This window comes from Vibrio sp. St2 (genome assembly GCF_947311885.1).
GTDB classification, from domain to species: Bacteria; Pseudomonadota; Gammaproteobacteria; order Enterobacterales; family Vibrionaceae; genus Vibrio; species Vibrio coralliilyticus.
The window spans coordinates 603587-618400 of record NZ_CAMZNA010000001.1; the positions used below are offsets into that span (position 1 = coordinate 603587).

The following is a 14814-nucleotide window of genomic DNA, read 5'->3' on the forward strand; positions in this document are numbered from 1 at the left end:
CAAGTGACAATTAGTATTCATTTGATTTCTGTACCCTCTGATGAAGTCGTTACTTCTAGGGTTGTGTACTTACCTAAAACAGGTGGTGAATTTGGGCGGGCAACTTCTTGTGACATCTCTTTACCCGACCAAAGTAAACGTATATCAAGGGTACACGGCAGTATTCGCCTGACTGATAGCGGTTACTGTGTAAAGAGCACAGGCCAAAATAGCGCAGTGCTTAACGATAAAACGATGGCAAAGGGAAAAGAATACCCGCTCAATGATGGTGATATTCTCAAGGTCGAAAACTACACCATGTTGGTATCAACATTGGTCACATCAGAACAGGCATCTGCAGAGGAAAAAGACGACGATTTGTTTTCTGAACCTTTTTCACTCCAACTTGAGAATGACGAAATCGACTTTTTGGAGGAAGATAAAGCTCCCGTGGAAAGTAAAAAAAGTAACCATTTCTCTCAAGACAACATTCTAAGTGATGACCCGTTTGCAGCAGATCCATTCGAAGATTTAGATGCAGATACAATTGCGAAACACGTTGAAGTGGATGATATCAACGCAAATGCAAAAGTGGTCCAAGATCCGGAAGATTCGGAGTTTCTACCTGTGCAATCAAAAGCGGATACCCCGATTGAGTCATCTCTGGAAAAACTGCTTTCGATGACAGAGAAAAACCAAAAGTACTTGAGAAACCCAACGTTACATCACGAAGCATTGTTTGATGCCCTTGAGAAAACCGTTGATCAGTTTCTTAACGAGTTCGCACCCTCTCAGCTAGAGAGACAGTTTAGCGACTATATTTCCGGTGGCATGTTCAGTAGTAAAGAAAAGAAATACTGGAGAATCTACCGTAAGCACTTTCAGCACCGACAAGAAAATGGAGATTTCCGACGCCAGTTCAAAGCTCTCTTTATGGAAAACATGCAAAAGCAAAGAGAGGAAAATTGATGGCTAAGTGGTGTTTTGTTTTGGCTCTGTTTCTGGTGGGTTGTTCATCCGATCCAGCGCCTGTTGTTACACAATACTCATTAGCAATTAAGTCAGACAAATCGGCTAACCCTTCGGAGTCTAACGATTCCAACCCTGTGGTTGTACGCCTTTACCAGCTGACTGATGCACAAATGTTTAAACAGCAGACTTTTATTGACCTGTACAGCAATGACGTACAGTTACTTAGCGCTAACTTGATTTCCAAGCAAATTTTGCCAGTGGTCATTCCTGGGAGCGAGGAGAAAATAACTTTAGATATCAATAACCAAACACAATACGTCGGTGTTTTGGTGGAGTTTATTGACTATCAACAAAGTGAGCCAAAGTCGGTGTCAATGTTACCTAAAAATTCAGACGAGTATTTGCAACTTAGCATTTCAGGTGACAAAGCCAAGCTCGAAGTTATTACGCCAGATTCTCCCTGGTGGAAATTATTTTAATCATAAAATAGGGAAAGTACGTGGACGCATTCAAAAAAGTAGTATGGCAAGAAGGTATGTTCATTGCCCCACAACATTTTCAGCAGCAGGATCGATATGTCCAAAATTACGTTCGTCAAAATATCGAGACCTTGGCAGGATTTGCTCCCTTTTATGGTGTGACTGAATTAACCATCAATCACGATCTACTTAAAATTGGTAAACTCTCGGTAGCTTCATCAGCGGGTGTCTTCCCTGATGGAACTCAATTTGAGCTGAAAGAAGAGGTCGCCAGAGATATTCCTCAAGGAACAATAGAAACCATTGCTTATCTCGCCCTACCAATATCTTTGCAAGGCAACAATGACTATGGCAGTGATGAGTCAGAGCAGAGTCGCTATGTCACACAGTCCATCAGTGTTTTCGACACATCAACGTCAGAAAATGCAAGTGTCGAAATAGATGTTGCCCAGCTGAACATTTCTATCAAGCTTGAGGGTGAAGATACTTCCGGTTTTACCTTGATTCCTATTTCTAAAATTCTGGAAAGCAGCGAATCAGGAGATGTGGTACTGGATCGAGCATTTATTCCTGCCTGTCTTCACTACGGCGCTTCGACATTATTGGTTGAGCGCATGAAAGAAATCCACGCTCTTTCTTCCAACAGAGCAACAAATCTGCTCAAGCGAATCCAAGCTGGACAGGGACAGAAGAGCCCTCAGTCTATGATGCAAGATTACCTTTGGTTGCAGACTTTAAATACATGGCTGCCGTGGTTTGATCTCACCATCAATAACCCTAAGTTCCAGACGCATGATTTGTACCTCGAACTGCGAAAGTTTGAAGCACAGGTAATGGCTCTGACGCCAGCAATCCCTGAGCCATGTAGCAATCTTCAGTATCACAGGCTGTATGATAGCTTTAATCCTCTGTTCTCTAGTTTGCGTAATATGCTTACTCTGGTCCAACAGGACTCTGTTATCGAGTTCAATTGGGACTCCTCTTTGTTCGAACGTCGTCGCTTGTTACGTACACTGATTAAGGATACGGCAAGCGTCTCTAATCGCCGATTCGTGCTTGCCGTTAAGTCAAATATAAGTAGTGCTGAACTAAATGAGCTGTTCCCCGTTTCTGCCAAGCTGGGTAACAACGCTCGCATTGTTGAGCTAGTGAGAAACAGTTTATCAGGTATAGCGCTCTCCCCGCTGCCTGTTGCGCCAAGTGAATTAAAGCCGATGCAAGGGGTTTCTTACTTCGAAGTGGATACCTCCGATAGAATGTGGCTTGAGATGCTTGAAAACCGTGATGCTATTGCAATGCATGTAGATACACGCATTAGTGAATTAGAAGTCATGTTGTACGCGTTGAGATAATGCCTATGGACTACTTAGACGAAGAAACACTGGTTTGGGACACAAACAAGTCTGACTTTACTGAAAAGAACAACGATGAAAACACATCTCGCTGGGTGTCGGTTAATGCCAGTAAAAACCATCATGAATTTCTGAATTATTTTGATAAAGCAGAAAACCAGTTAATCAATATCAGCAGTGAGTTACTGTCAACGACATTAAAAGTATCAACGCTGCCAGAACCAGAAGATGTCACAACACTTCGCCACCAGCTTGTAAGTAATATCAATGAAATCAAAGCCAAAGGTGCAGAGTTAACTTACCCTGTAGCGGTTATTGATAAACTCTGCTTCCTATATGCCGTTGTTTTAGATGAGCTAATTATCTACAGCGAATGGGGAGAAAAACGCGGCTGGGAAAATAAAACCCTGCTCAGCGAATTATTCGGTATGAGAAATGGCGGTGAATTGTTTTTCACCGTTGCGGAAAAAGCAACAAGACAGCCTCATAAATTGATCGATCTGCTTGAAGTCATATACATATTCCTCAACATCGGCTTCAAAGGTCAATATAGGGAATCGGGCAGTGAACAGTTAAAGAGCTTCATTCATCAGCTAGAGCAAGTCATCAGCCAATACCGCCAAAGCAACAGCATTCACTGCCGGACTCGAGTAAAACAGCCTAAAGCACGTAAGCCAACACGCAGAAAACGCTATCTGCTAACGACACTATTTTTCAGTACTTTGATTGCGCTGAGTATAGGCTTAACTCACTTCTGGTATGAAAAAACAATGCCACAGCGCGCACGAGACTTTAACTTCTTACCGGACTTTAGCGAACGTTACGTCTTATCAGGTGAAGTTAACGATATCGTCTTCATCAGCAACGATGATGACTTGGTAAATACTCCGCAACGAGCTAGCAAAGTAGAGATGGTCGATGCAACTCCACCACCTTCAATGCTGACCAGCAAGTCAGAATGGTTGGTGCAATTGGCAACGTTCTCGTCACAAAAAAATGCAGACGCATTTATAAGCACATTGTCCCCATCCGCTTACACGCCTATCGTAGAACAGTTTCACTCCTTTTATCGGGTCATTGTTCGCAGCGAATCCTCTCAACAAGCCAGAGAGATTAAAGCTTGGTATTTAGAAAAAGACGCAATCAAAGCCATCATTGTGCAAAACAAAAAAACAATAAAAGACACTAAGAAAACTTCAGAGGCTCCTTAGGAATGGCAGAATCAACTTCATCTAAATCTACAAACAACAGACGAAGCAGCATACTTTGGACTCTTCTGTTTGTGGTCATTACCTTTGCTGTTGGAGGTGTTCTGACCTGGAAGTATGCTTATCCAACACACACTTTAGTTGGTGTACTATCGACACTACTGGTCGCTATCCTTTTAGGCTCGCTATGTTATTGGTTACTTTCTCGTCGAAAGAACAAGCCACAAACATCTAATCAAGAAAAAGCGCTAATCAACAAGCGCTGTAAACTGCTTGCACAACACTTTAAGCTGATGCTTTACGTGCAAAAGAGAAAGAAACGCCTCAGTAGCCGTTACGATCAACCAACTTATATTCTACTCAGCGACGATCCTCGTAAAGATAAGAGCATCATTACTCAAATGGGTTATGAAGCTTACAAAGTGGATGATTTTGGCAACGATATCGAGTTCCCTATTTTATTTTGGCTAAGTGAACACTCAATACTTATTTCGGTGAGCTTGGGAGAGGACCAAAACCCTGCTTACATCAAAACGCTCTGCCAAAGTTTGAATAAATGGCGTCCGCGTCAGGCAATAAATGGTCTGTTATTGACGACAGATGTGAAAGAGCTACTCAATTCCACGGAGACCCTAACGCAAAAAGCAGATCAGATAAAATCTGAGATTCAGGGCTTCAACCGAGCATTTGGCCTTAATCTACCAGTTTACAACGTCATTACTCAGATGGGGCAAATTAACGATTTTTGTCAGTTTTTCTCTGCTTTTGATGAAACAAAACGGAACGAGGTATTTGGTGCTACATCTCCGATTCAAAAGCATGGCGGAATTGATGGGGACTGGTTCAATGAAGAGTATGACAGCCTCATTAGCCAGTTAATCGCTAATATGAGTACCGCTCTAGCATCGCAACTAAATCAAGATTACCGCAATGCAATCTGTGCAGCCCCATACCAATTCGGTTTACTAAAACAAAGTCTGTGGCAGTTCCTTCATCGCTTATATCGCGGCGATCAGCTACAAGATGGGCTTAACTTCCGAGGCTTTTATTTCACACATAGTGGCACGAACCAAGCGCAGCACGATGTCTTAGCTAACGTCGTAAACCAGTCTCTTGGACACGAGCAGTTTCAGCAGCATCAACAAATCCCAGTGCAGCAAACCTTATTTGCTCAGCACCTGATGACTCACGCTGTACTTAACGAGCACGATCTTGTTGGAGTCAATCGTCGCAAAGAAAACTTACTGCTGACTATGCAAACAGCCTATACCCTATTCTGGCTAGGATTGTTTGCAAGTGTACTACTTGTCATAAAATTGGATTTCGACTACCAAAGCCAACGTGAAGCGCGTGCCGATAGCATGCTCGAACGCTACAAGGAGTCTATCGCAGCGCAGCCTTATGACATTGAAAACATGTCAGATAACATTCCGAATCTGTATTCTCTAAACCGGATTTATTCTCTGTATCTTGAGCCTAAGCCTTGGTACACGCTGTCAATCATGCCGAGCTCAAGTATCATGAAAGATGTTCAGGCAGCCTATTTCAGTGAACTACAGCGCGTATTGATTCCTTCTATGGAAAATACGTTAGAGAAAGATCTGTTTGTTTACGTTAACCTGGAAGACCAAGCAAAAACTTTGTCTTTGCTAAACAACTATCGCTTGCTGTTCAATCCTGAGCGAACCAACATTACTGAACTCAAGAATTACTTTGTCACTACGCTAGAAGAGCAAGGCGAAGCAGACAGCGTCAATGTTGCACAACTTAGGGTCTTGCTTGATGACGTTTTTGCGCAGGATTTAGTTCCTATCAAGCCTAATTTTGATTTAGAAAGCCTAGCCAAAAAGGTCATTAACCAAACTGGTATAGAGACTCTTTTGTATGAGCATATCCTGAACTCGCCAACCTATTCGAAGCGCATTGATGTTCGTCAGGAGCTTGGGACCAACTTTAATCAGTTGCTGTCTTTCTCTCCAGACTACGTGGGTTACTTGGTTCCTTACCTATTTACACCATCAGGCTTCAACGAGTTGGACTTATCCGTCGACTCTCCAGTACTTAAAGACGCTCTGAAAGCGTACGAGGGAGTTGCTGGCACTTCACCAAGTGCGCTAGAAATGTATCGTATCAGCCGAGATCTCAAGCAAATGTATCAGGGCGATTACATTAATTACTGGAGAGACTTTGCTACCCATATCCAAGTTAAAAGCATCTCAAATGCTGATGAGCTAAAACAAACGCTTGCGGTATTAACAACCGCATCTAACAATCCACTGGCTCAGCTGTATACGACTATCAGCAAATACACATCTGTTGAGTTAATTCAGCCGGAAGCGAAGAAGGAAGGAGAACAGCCACCTGAACAGGATATCGATAAGAAAGAGTCTGCACGACAAATCTATATCGCGTTCAACCAATACCACAAACAAGTGACCGCTGATGACCAAGGTAATAAACCAATTGATGCGTTACTAGCGCGATTTACAGAAGCAGAAACCTGGCTCGGTAAATTCTACGAGGCGGAAGACCCGCAAAAAGTGGCCTATCAAGCACTGACAGCTGAAATAAAAACCAGTAACCCGATTTCACTTTTGGCACAGCAAGAAGCCTCTCAACCAAGCATTTCGAAGCAGATACTCGGTCAGATTACTAAGCAAACTAACGATCTTGTTATGAGCTTGGCACATGCCTATCTGAACAGCACATGGAAAACAGAGGTTTATCAGCCTTACGAAACAACCATTGCTGCGTACTACCCGTTTAACAAGACTGCAAGCCTAGATGCAAGCACGGCTGACGTTGCAGCCTTCTTTAAAGTTAACGGAATCTTAGACCAGTTCTACCAAACAAAACTGAAGAGTTTCTCCACCGAAGAACGCTCTCCATACTTGTATGGTTTGTTACCGAATACAGGGTTAGCGTTAGATCCAGCAGTGTGGCAAATGATAGACAAAGCTCGAGATATTCGAAATGCCCTATTCTTGGCGGATCCGCAAAATATGTCATTGCAATTCCAGCTTAAAGCCAAAGAGATGAGTTCAGATGTCACCGAGTTTATTATCCGAGGTGAAAAACCATTGTTTACTTATCAACACGGCCCGCGCCTATGGAGTAAACAAAGCTGGAACGCAACTGCAATTGAGCAAGATGCGTTAGGCTTCCAGATAAAAGCACAAGCCAGCTCTATTGCTAACGAGAAATTCGAAGGTAACTGGGCTTGGTTTAAGCTGATTGAACCAAGAGTTGCATCTACGACGTCTCAACAAACTGAAGTAGCCATTAAGTATGGCGAAAGTCAGGTTGAGTTGAGTATCAAGACGCAGGGACAAAACAATCCATTTGTGCCGAATTTCTTCTCTGCCTTCTCATTACCATCGAGTATCTAAATGTGAAGATAAACCGCGAAGCAGCTAGCAAAATAGAAACATGCTTTAGAGTACTGAAGGTTACTCAGTATTCGCTGCTTCGCAACGGTACTTATCTCGCAACTCACCCACATTTTGGACCCACGATTGTAAAGTTTGCTCATAGTGTAGCTGCAAAACAGCAACTCAAGACAGAAGCTGAATTCCTGCATCACCATTCCTCTCCTTACTGGCCCAAGTATCTGGACTATGGATCCGATATGGGGATGGATTGGCTGATGCTGGAGTTTTTTGAATCTCTGTCCATCGATTATTCTCAACTAGATCATTCTCTAAAAAAAGAAATTACCAGTAACGCTGAGCAGGCCCTCATTGCCTTACACGGCACTGGATACATTCATGGCGATATCAAGCCTTCCAACCTGATAGTAACGCCATGCTACCGAACCATATTGGTCGATATGGGAAGCATACTCCCCATAGGGTCCAGTTACGAACAACAAACAAGCCCTTCTCTCTCTCCTATGTTTTCTGCTCTAAACCCGAACCTACGCACTGGTGAAATTTCCCCTCAGAATGATTTCTTTTCACTCGCTATTTCGCTGCAAACTATGTGGGAACATCACCCTTTTTCAGAACAGTCGTTGATCGAGTTTATAAAGACAGAAAAGCTCCCAATATTAGGGAGCCTTTCAAGTTGTTATCAAATACTAGTAGCACAGCAAGTTAAACGTGCTAGGCAACTTGCTCTCGCGTCAGATACTGGGTGATATCAACTTTATCGTTCTGGCTTTCGGGCAAAAACTTATTGGCATATTCTAGATAAGCTCCACTTTGTAAAAACAATAAGAACAGCTCCATATCGACATGCTTATCCAACGCCATTTTATGGAGGATATCTACCGCGACACTCACTGGTTTGGCTTTTTTATACGGCCTGTCTGCTGCAGTAAGCGCTTCAAAAATATCCGCTATGACCAAAATTCGTTCTGGTACCGATAAGTCTTCCGCCTTTAATTTACGTGGATAACCCGTACCTTTTAAGGTTTCATGGTGCGTTGAAGCATAACGTGGTACTCGGCTAAGTTCGGGCGGAAACGGTAAAGCTTCCAACATTTTGATGCCACTAATCATATGTTCATTAATTTTGAATCTGTCCTCTGCCGTTAATGTACCTCTTGATATAGATAAGTTATACAATTCCCCTAGATTGTACTGGTATTTCGGCACATCCATTTTGATGCCAAACTTAGGATCAAACTCCAACGGTCTAATCCGGTGCTGTATATGTTCTGGTTTGTCATCAAGTAACTTCTCTGTTGCCGGCAAAGTGCGTTGAGTGGCTGGCTTATTCAATTCTTCAAAAGGCGATAAACCCAATCGATCATCAAAATTTCGCTGCCATGTAATTTGGCTTATGGAATTAATTCGCTCAACCTGCTCTTTCCCCATAAACTCACCGCCGACGTTTGATGTCGCGACAAACTCGAAATCCTCTTGCAGTTGGGCTTTCTTTGCACGCAATATCTGTAAGGCTTGCTCTTTGTCTACGTCTTCCGCTAACTGAGATTGTAGAAACTCGATTTCAGCATCTCGCCACAGTACTTCAAATCGCATTCTTACTTCATGAATACGGTTATAGTTAGCTTCGAGCTTAGTGCCTTTATCAACGATATGTTCAGGTGTGGTTATCTTACCGCAGTCGTGTAGCCAAGCTGCGATACGAAACTCCCTACGCTCCTGATTATTGGCAAACGAAAAATCTTTCAGTGAGCCCGAATCACATTTCTCAGCCGCTTCCGCAAGTAACATTCCAAGCTCAGGAACGCGATTACAGTGTCCAGCCGTATAAGGAGATTTGTCATCAATGGCTTGAGCAATCAACTTAATAAATGACTCAACAAACGCCTCTTGTTGCTTTTCATGTCGTTTTATTTCACGTGCCATATCATGAATCGAATGTGATAACGCCCAGACTTCCTTAATATTAGAATTCACTATCTGTACATCATCAAACTTGCGACATTTGATTTTCTTCGTTTCTTCCTGAAGCTGACGAATGGGTTTCACTATCGGATTACCGAATACCCAAGCTACAGGTAACAACAAGCACAAGACCACCACAGTACCACCAATCGAGGTATACAACCTGTCATATACCTGCGCCATCACCACATCTTCCGGCACGATAACAGCAAGGAACTCTTCGTTGTCTTGAGCATTTTTTCCTAATGCCTCTACATAAAAGAACTTGCTGCTACCGTTCACCTCACGTTTGTGGATAGTCCCTGAGCCCGCCAAAGAGTCTAATCCTTCATAAGGCACTCGATGCTCTTTAACCTGGCTAAACCACGCATCACTCAACGTTGTCAGCTCGTCGGGTGTGATGCTGTCAATGGCGCGAGCTAATAGTGGCTCGAGAGCGTGATGCTTTTCATTTAGTGTCAGGTAAAAAGGTGCAGATGCCTGAATCGGCAAGAATTGGAATTTAACATCGCTGTTTTGACCTAAATGTTCCAATGTCCTCCGCGTATCGAGCAAAAGCTGGATATCCCCTTTCAGTAACGCCTGATACGCATCTTCACCGTCACTGAATACTGTCGGGCTAACTTCTCCCATAACAGAACTAGCGTTAAAGCGATGCCCATCAATAACTCCAACCTTACTTGAGTACCAATCAGGTGCTGTCTCCCCTAAAAAAGCCATGGCTAAAGGTTCTTTAAACAGAAGTATCCGAGCGTGCTCAGCATCCACATCCATTTCTGGAAGCGAATGTGCAATATCCAGCTGGCTTTGGTTTAACTTACGAATTAACTCATCACTCGAAAACCCATTAATAAACTCAAAATGGAGCCCCGTTTTCTTTGCCAATAAATTCAGTAACGCGATAGAGTAACCCTGAGGTTCACCGGCACGGGCGTAGTCATATGGCCTCCAGTTGAGTTGATTCGATACCAACAAAGATGGCGTCCTATCCACTAGTTCTTGTTCACTCGGGCTTAATGTTAGCGGCTTGGTCACAGACTGAATCTCATCCGTTCCCTGTTGATTGGAAGCAATGATTTCACCAGTGCGATGAAAAACAAACGATTCTATGCCTGCGTCGGTTGGCAAGCCCATGGCGGCAGCGGTGATTCTTGAACTGATCGAAGACAGAACTATATCAATGCCCAATACCGCTTCCCGTGTTTTCAGAGAATAAGTCTGCCCAGTAATTTTCAAATGCTTAAAGAGATATGGTTCTGTCTTGTACACATCATCTGCTGAAGCAGCTTGGTACCAAGGACGCTGTGTGGGGAAATAATTACTTTGTTTGGTACGAACACCAGTTTGTTCAAAATCGGAGGTGTAATAAATCGTCTGGCGTATTCGATTATGTTCCGGACCATTAATTTTGATCACCACCCAACGGTCATCCGCACGGGCTTCAATGCGCTGCCGAACAATTGGCGAAGACTCTAGGTTGATAATCTGGTAGAAGTCTTCTTGGCTATTACCAAAATAAATACTGTAAAACAATGGGTTATCTTTCAGTACTTGAGTCAGTATGGTACGGATTTCTTCTTCACTGAAATCATGATCGATCGTTCTTGAAATGCTGCTCAGAATCCGCGCACTGCTTTTCGCGTTCAGATCGACCTCTTGGATATACTCACTGACGTCGGTTGTCGCCTTGGTCAGCTTGCTTACTACGTGTTCTTCGGACATCTGACGAGTAAAAATGTACTGCAGGCTAATTGCGAACATCGATGTAACGATCGTTGCAATAATGAACATCGTTCCGACTGTAAAGCGTATCGAGTATGTGTGCTTATGCTTCTTCAATTCGTCCAACTACACGCCCTCCATGGCCATAACTTCTAGACTTTGAGATGAACTAAAGTACCAATTAAATAGTGTAGTAATTGCATAGAAAGCAGAGACATATCTGGAAGGAAAATTTCGATTATTCGTAGCGCGTCAACAATTTAGCTGCAGAACAATGCCGATTAGGGTAATTGTTCAGGTCAAAAATTTTGCCGTGAACTTTATGAACAAAATCCTCACAATGCTCAATATTGTTTTTATCAACGTATTAACGACAATTATTTAACACACCATTAACCTTAAACGCATCTATTGACGAGTTTCCCTCCCTTGTTAATGGAAAACTGATAACGATAAGTGCAATCTCAATGAAGATGCACCTGAACATAAGGAACGTGAATCATGTTTAAGGTACTCAAGCCAACACTGGCAGCTTCAATCATCGCTGCGTCTTTTTCTTTCAACACTTTTGCAGCCGATCTTGAAAAAATACACTTCTTAATCCCTGGCGGTGCTGGTGGTGGCTGGGATATGACGGCTCGTGGAACGGGTGATGTCCTCGTTAAGTCAGATATCGTCGACAACGTCTCATTCCAAAACCTATCCGGCGGTGGCGGCGGTAAAGCCATTGCTCACCTGATCGAAACCGCTCAGCGCCAAGAAGATACGCTAATGGTGAACTCTACTCCAATCGTTGTGCGCTCACTGACAGGTATTTTCCCTCAGTCATTCCGTGACCTGACACCTGTCGCAGCCACTATTGCAGACTATGGCGCAATCGTGACTTCTGTCGATTCTAAGTACAACACATGGGAAGACGTGGTTAAAGACTTTGAATCTAACCCTCGTAAAGTCAAAATTGCTGGCGGCTCTGCTCGTGGCAGTATGGACCACCTAGTTGTAGCGGCAGCGTTCAAGGGTGAAGGTTTCGATGCACGCAAAGTACGCTACATCGCTTACGATGCGGGCGGCAAAGCTATGGCAGCTCTACTCTCTGGCGAAACGCAACTGCTTTCCACTGGCCTAGGTGAAGTACTGGAAATGTCAAAATCCGGGCAAGTTAAGATCCTAGCGGTCACAGCACCTAAACGCCTAGATGCAGCACCAGAAATTCCAACTCTGACTGAATACGGAAACGAAACCGTCTTTGCTAACTGGCGTGGATTCTTCGCCGCTCCAGGCACCAGCCAAGAAAAACTGGATGAGTGGAACACTGCGCTGCAGAAAATGTATAACACCGACGAGTGGCAGGTCGTTCGAGATCGCAATGGCTGGATTGATAACTACAAGGCAGATAAAGATTTTTACGCTTTCCTTGAGGATCAAGAAAAGCAAATGGGCGACCTGATGCGCGAGCTGGGTTTCCTTAAGTAATCCTGTCGAGGGCAAACTTGCACTTGCCCTCTTTCCTTTTTGCCGTACCTGAGATAACGACACAATCTCCTCTGTTTAGAGATAAACAGTTAAGCCTCTTTGACTAGCAGCAAATGGCTTATTGGTTAGTGATACATGCTCATTAATCCCTCTTGTACGGCTTTTTTCTTCCCTCAATGTGAATGCAAATGGAGTTGGATATGTCGGACTTGCCAACGAATTCTTTCAACAAAGGTCAGTTTTTCTCAAAAGAGAATTTGCTTTGCCGCGATCGCGTCGGTGCCATGATCTTTCTTCTCGTATGCCTTTGTTATGGCTATCAAACATCACAAATCCCTCTTTTTCCCGGTGACGAATATGAACCCTTCACAGCTCGCACCTTACCCACACTTCTGACCTTTATCGGTATCGGCCTATCTCTGATGTTGCTTGTAACAGGTCAAGCGGATAAACAAAGCGGCGCGGTAGTGGGTTTTAACTGGAAACTGCTGATCGCGTTTTTAGCGTTAATGGCGTTTTACGGTTTAGGGCTGACTTACATTGGATTTGTGCTCGCAACAGGATTGTTTCTGCTCGCCGGTTTCTACCTACTGGGTGAACGTCGGAAAAAGGTCCTGTTCGGAGCCTCTTTCCCTTTTGTCATCGCATTTTATCTGCTGCTCACTCAGGGACTGGATATTTATCTGGAACCGGGCGTCATTTTCACCATGTGGTCGTAAACAGTAAGGAATAACAAATGTTAGATGGAATCTTACAAGGTCTTTCGACCGCAGTTATGCCGATGAACATCATGATGGTGATCGTCGGATGTTTCGTTGGTACCTTCATCGGTATGCTTCCTGGCCTTGGCCCTATTTCAGCCATCGCTCTGATGATCCCCATTACGTATGGATTAGATCCTTCATCAGGCCTAATCTTAATGGCAGGTGTGTATTACGGTGCCGTATTTGGTGGCTCAACCTCTTCTATTCTGATCAACGCTCCGGGTTGTTCTTCTACCGTTGTGACCGCTTTTGATGGCTACCCAATGGCGCAGAAAGGCCAAGCTGGTAAAGCGTTGGCACTGGCTGCCTACTCGTCATTCACAGGTGGTACGCTATCCGCGATTATGCTGCTTGTAGCGGCTCCTGCACTAGCAAGCGTATCACTTAGCTTCCAGTCTTCTGACTACTTCGCACTGATGCTATTGGGCTTGTCAGCCGTTGCTGCCTTTGCTGGTAAAGGTCAGGTAATCAAAGCTTGGATGATGACAATTCTAGGCCTGATGCTGTCCACGGTAGGTATCGACAAGGGCGTGGGTGTAGAGCGTTTCACATTTGGACTGACAGACTTAATGGATGGATTCAGCTTCCTGCTGTTAGCGATGGCGACTTTTGCATTAGGCGAGACCTTAATGGGCATCCTTAAGCCAGAAAAAGACACTCGCAACGAAGAACAAAGCAAAATGAGTGACATTGGCAGCATGAAAGTAACCAAAGAGGAAGTCAAAGAGGTAGCGCCTGTTTCGATCCGTTCTTCCATATTGGGTTTCTTTACTGGCGTGTTGCCAGGCGCTGGTGCGACTATCGCAGCCTTCCTGAGCTATGGTATGGAGCGTAACCTAGCACCTAAAGATAAAAAAGAAGAATTCGGTAAAGGCAGCATCCGAGGACTGGTTGCACCTGAGTCAGCGAACAACGCGGCATCAAGTGGCTCTTTTGTACCACTTTTAACTTTGGGTATTCCGGGTTCAGGCACAACAGCCATCATGTTAGGCGCACTGATTGCTTATGGCATCCAACCGGGCCCACGTCTGTTTGTCGAACACCCTGACGTCTTCTGGTCAGTCATCATCTCGATGTACTTCGGCAACATTGTTTTGGTTATCCTTAACTTGCCACTGATTCCGTACATTTCCAAGCTGTTAGCAGTTCCTAGAACCGTGCTGTTACCTATGATTCTGTTCTTCTCTATCACTGGTGTTTACCTAGTGTCATTCAACACTATGGATGTATTCATCATGTTGTTGATTGCGATGGGCGCCATTGCGTTGAGGCTGGCTAATTTCCCTCTCGCACCATTACTGCTTGGTTTTATTCTTGGCGGATTGATGGAAGAGAACTTGCGTCGGGCGTTAATGATCAGTGATGGAGAACTCAGCTTCCTATGGGAAAGACCTATCACAATGACCTTTACAGTGTTAGCCGTATTAGTGTTGTTTAGTCCTATCATCGTTAAGCTGTTCCAAAAGCTGAAACCTAGTCCCGTTAAAGCGGAACAATAAACACCCATTTCA

Annotated in this window: 10 protein-coding genes; 9 read left to right on the top strand and 1 reads right to left on the bottom strand. The window is 44.0% G+C overall.

The genetic code is table 11. The features are described 5' to 3' along the window. Nucleotides 1-3 precede the first annotated feature (3 nt). The 6 genes from QMA41_RS02650 to QMA41_RS02675 are packed head-to-tail and all read left to right on the top strand — an operon-like array spanning nt 4 to nt 8128. A complete protein-coding gene (locus tag QMA41_RS02650; RefSeq protein WP_031343071.1) occupies nt 4-948 on the top strand; it encodes a type VI secretion system-associated FHA domain protein in 945 nt (314 codons plus the stop codon). After that, a complete protein-coding gene (gene tssJ, locus QMA41_RS02655; protein ID WP_281628769.1) occupies nt 948-1430 on the top strand; it encodes a type VI secretion system lipoprotein TssJ in 483 nt (160 codons plus the stop codon). The genes QMA41_RS02650 and tssJ overlap by 1 nt, the downstream gene beginning before the upstream one ends. Before the next feature lie 20 nt (nt 1431-1450). Next, on the top strand, nt 1451-2782 hold the full coding sequence (gene tssK / locus QMA41_RS02660) for a type VI secretion system baseplate subunit TssK (protein WP_006962077.1): 1332 nt from the start codon (nt 1451-1453) through the stop codon (nt 2780-2782). A 5-nt stretch (nt 2783-2787) separates the two neighbouring features. Continuing rightward, nucleotides 2788-3993 carry a type IVB secretion system protein IcmH/DotU gene (gene icmH, locus QMA41_RS02665; protein ID WP_198560931.1) on the top strand — a complete coding sequence of 402 codons (1206 nt, stop codon included), beginning with the start codon at nt 2788-2790 and terminating at the stop codon, nt 3991-3993. A gap of 2 nt (nt 3994-3995) precedes the next feature. Further along, nucleotides 3996-7379 (top strand): type VI secretion system membrane subunit TssM, encoded by a 3384-nt coding sequence (tssM, locus tag QMA41_RS02670; protein ID WP_281628770.1) that lies wholly within the window; start codon nt 3996-3998, stop codon nt 7377-7379. A 2-nt stretch (nt 7380-7381) separates the two neighbouring features. Further along, entirely contained in the window at nt 7382-8128 is a 747-nt protein-coding gene (locus QMA41_RS02675; RefSeq protein WP_162197212.1) for a hypothetical protein, read from the top strand. Here QMA41_RS02675 and QMA41_RS02680 read toward each other — a convergent pair. Beyond that, entirely contained in the window at nt 8094-11135 is a 3042-nt protein-coding gene (locus QMA41_RS02680; RefSeq protein ID WP_281629157.1) for an HD domain-containing phosphohydrolase, read from the bottom strand. The two genes, QMA41_RS02675 and QMA41_RS02680, sit on opposite strands and share 35 nt — an antisense overlap. Before the next feature lie 432 nt (nt 11136-11567). Here QMA41_RS02680 and QMA41_RS02685 point away from each other — a divergent pair, with 432 nt between their 5' ends. The 3 genes from QMA41_RS02685 to QMA41_RS02695 all read left to right on the top strand — a co-directional run bounded on the left by QMA41_RS02685 (nt 11568) and on the right by QMA41_RS02695 (nt 14802). Next, a complete protein-coding gene (locus QMA41_RS02685; RefSeq protein WP_006962072.1) occupies nt 11568-12539 on the top strand; it encodes a tripartite tricarboxylate transporter substrate binding protein in 972 nt (323 codons plus the stop codon). A gap of 188 nt (nt 12540-12727) precedes the next feature. Further along, entirely contained in the window at nt 12728-13258 is a 531-nt protein-coding gene (locus tag QMA41_RS02690; protein WP_281628771.1) for a tripartite tricarboxylate transporter TctB family protein, read from the top strand. Nucleotides 13259-13275: 17 nt separating this feature from the next. Beyond that, nucleotides 13276-14802, top strand: a complete 1527-nt coding sequence (locus QMA41_RS02695) for a tripartite tricarboxylate transporter permease (RefSeq protein ID WP_019275836.1) — start codon at nt 13276-13278, stop codon at nt 14800-14802. Nucleotides 14803-14814 lie beyond the last annotated feature (12 nt).

Coding starts and splice junctions, on each gene's coding strand:
- tssJ (WP_281628769.1), top strand. CDS start 948: ATGGCTAAGTGGTGTTTTGTTTTGGCTCTGTTTCTGGTGGGTTGTTCA.
- icmH (WP_198560931.1), top strand. CDS start 2,788: ATGGACTACTTAGACGAAGAAACACTGGTTTGGGACACAAACAAGTCT.
- tssM (WP_281628770.1), top strand. CDS start 3,996: ATGGCAGAATCAACTTCATCTAAATCTACAAACAACAGACGAAGCAGC.
- QMA41_RS02680 (WP_281629157.1), bottom strand. CDS start 11,135: ATGTTCATTATTGCAACGATCGTTACATCGATGTTCGCAATTAGCCTG.
- QMA41_RS02685 (WP_006962072.1), top strand. CDS start 11,568: ATGTTTAAGGTACTCAAGCCAACACTGGCAGCTTCAATCATCGCTGCG.
- QMA41_RS02690 (WP_281628771.1), top strand. CDS start 12,728: ATGGAGTTGGATATGTCGGACTTGCCAACGAATTCTTTCAACAAAGGT.
- QMA41_RS02695 (WP_019275836.1), top strand. CDS start 13,276: ATGTTAGATGGAATCTTACAAGGTCTTTCGACCGCAGTTATGCCGATG.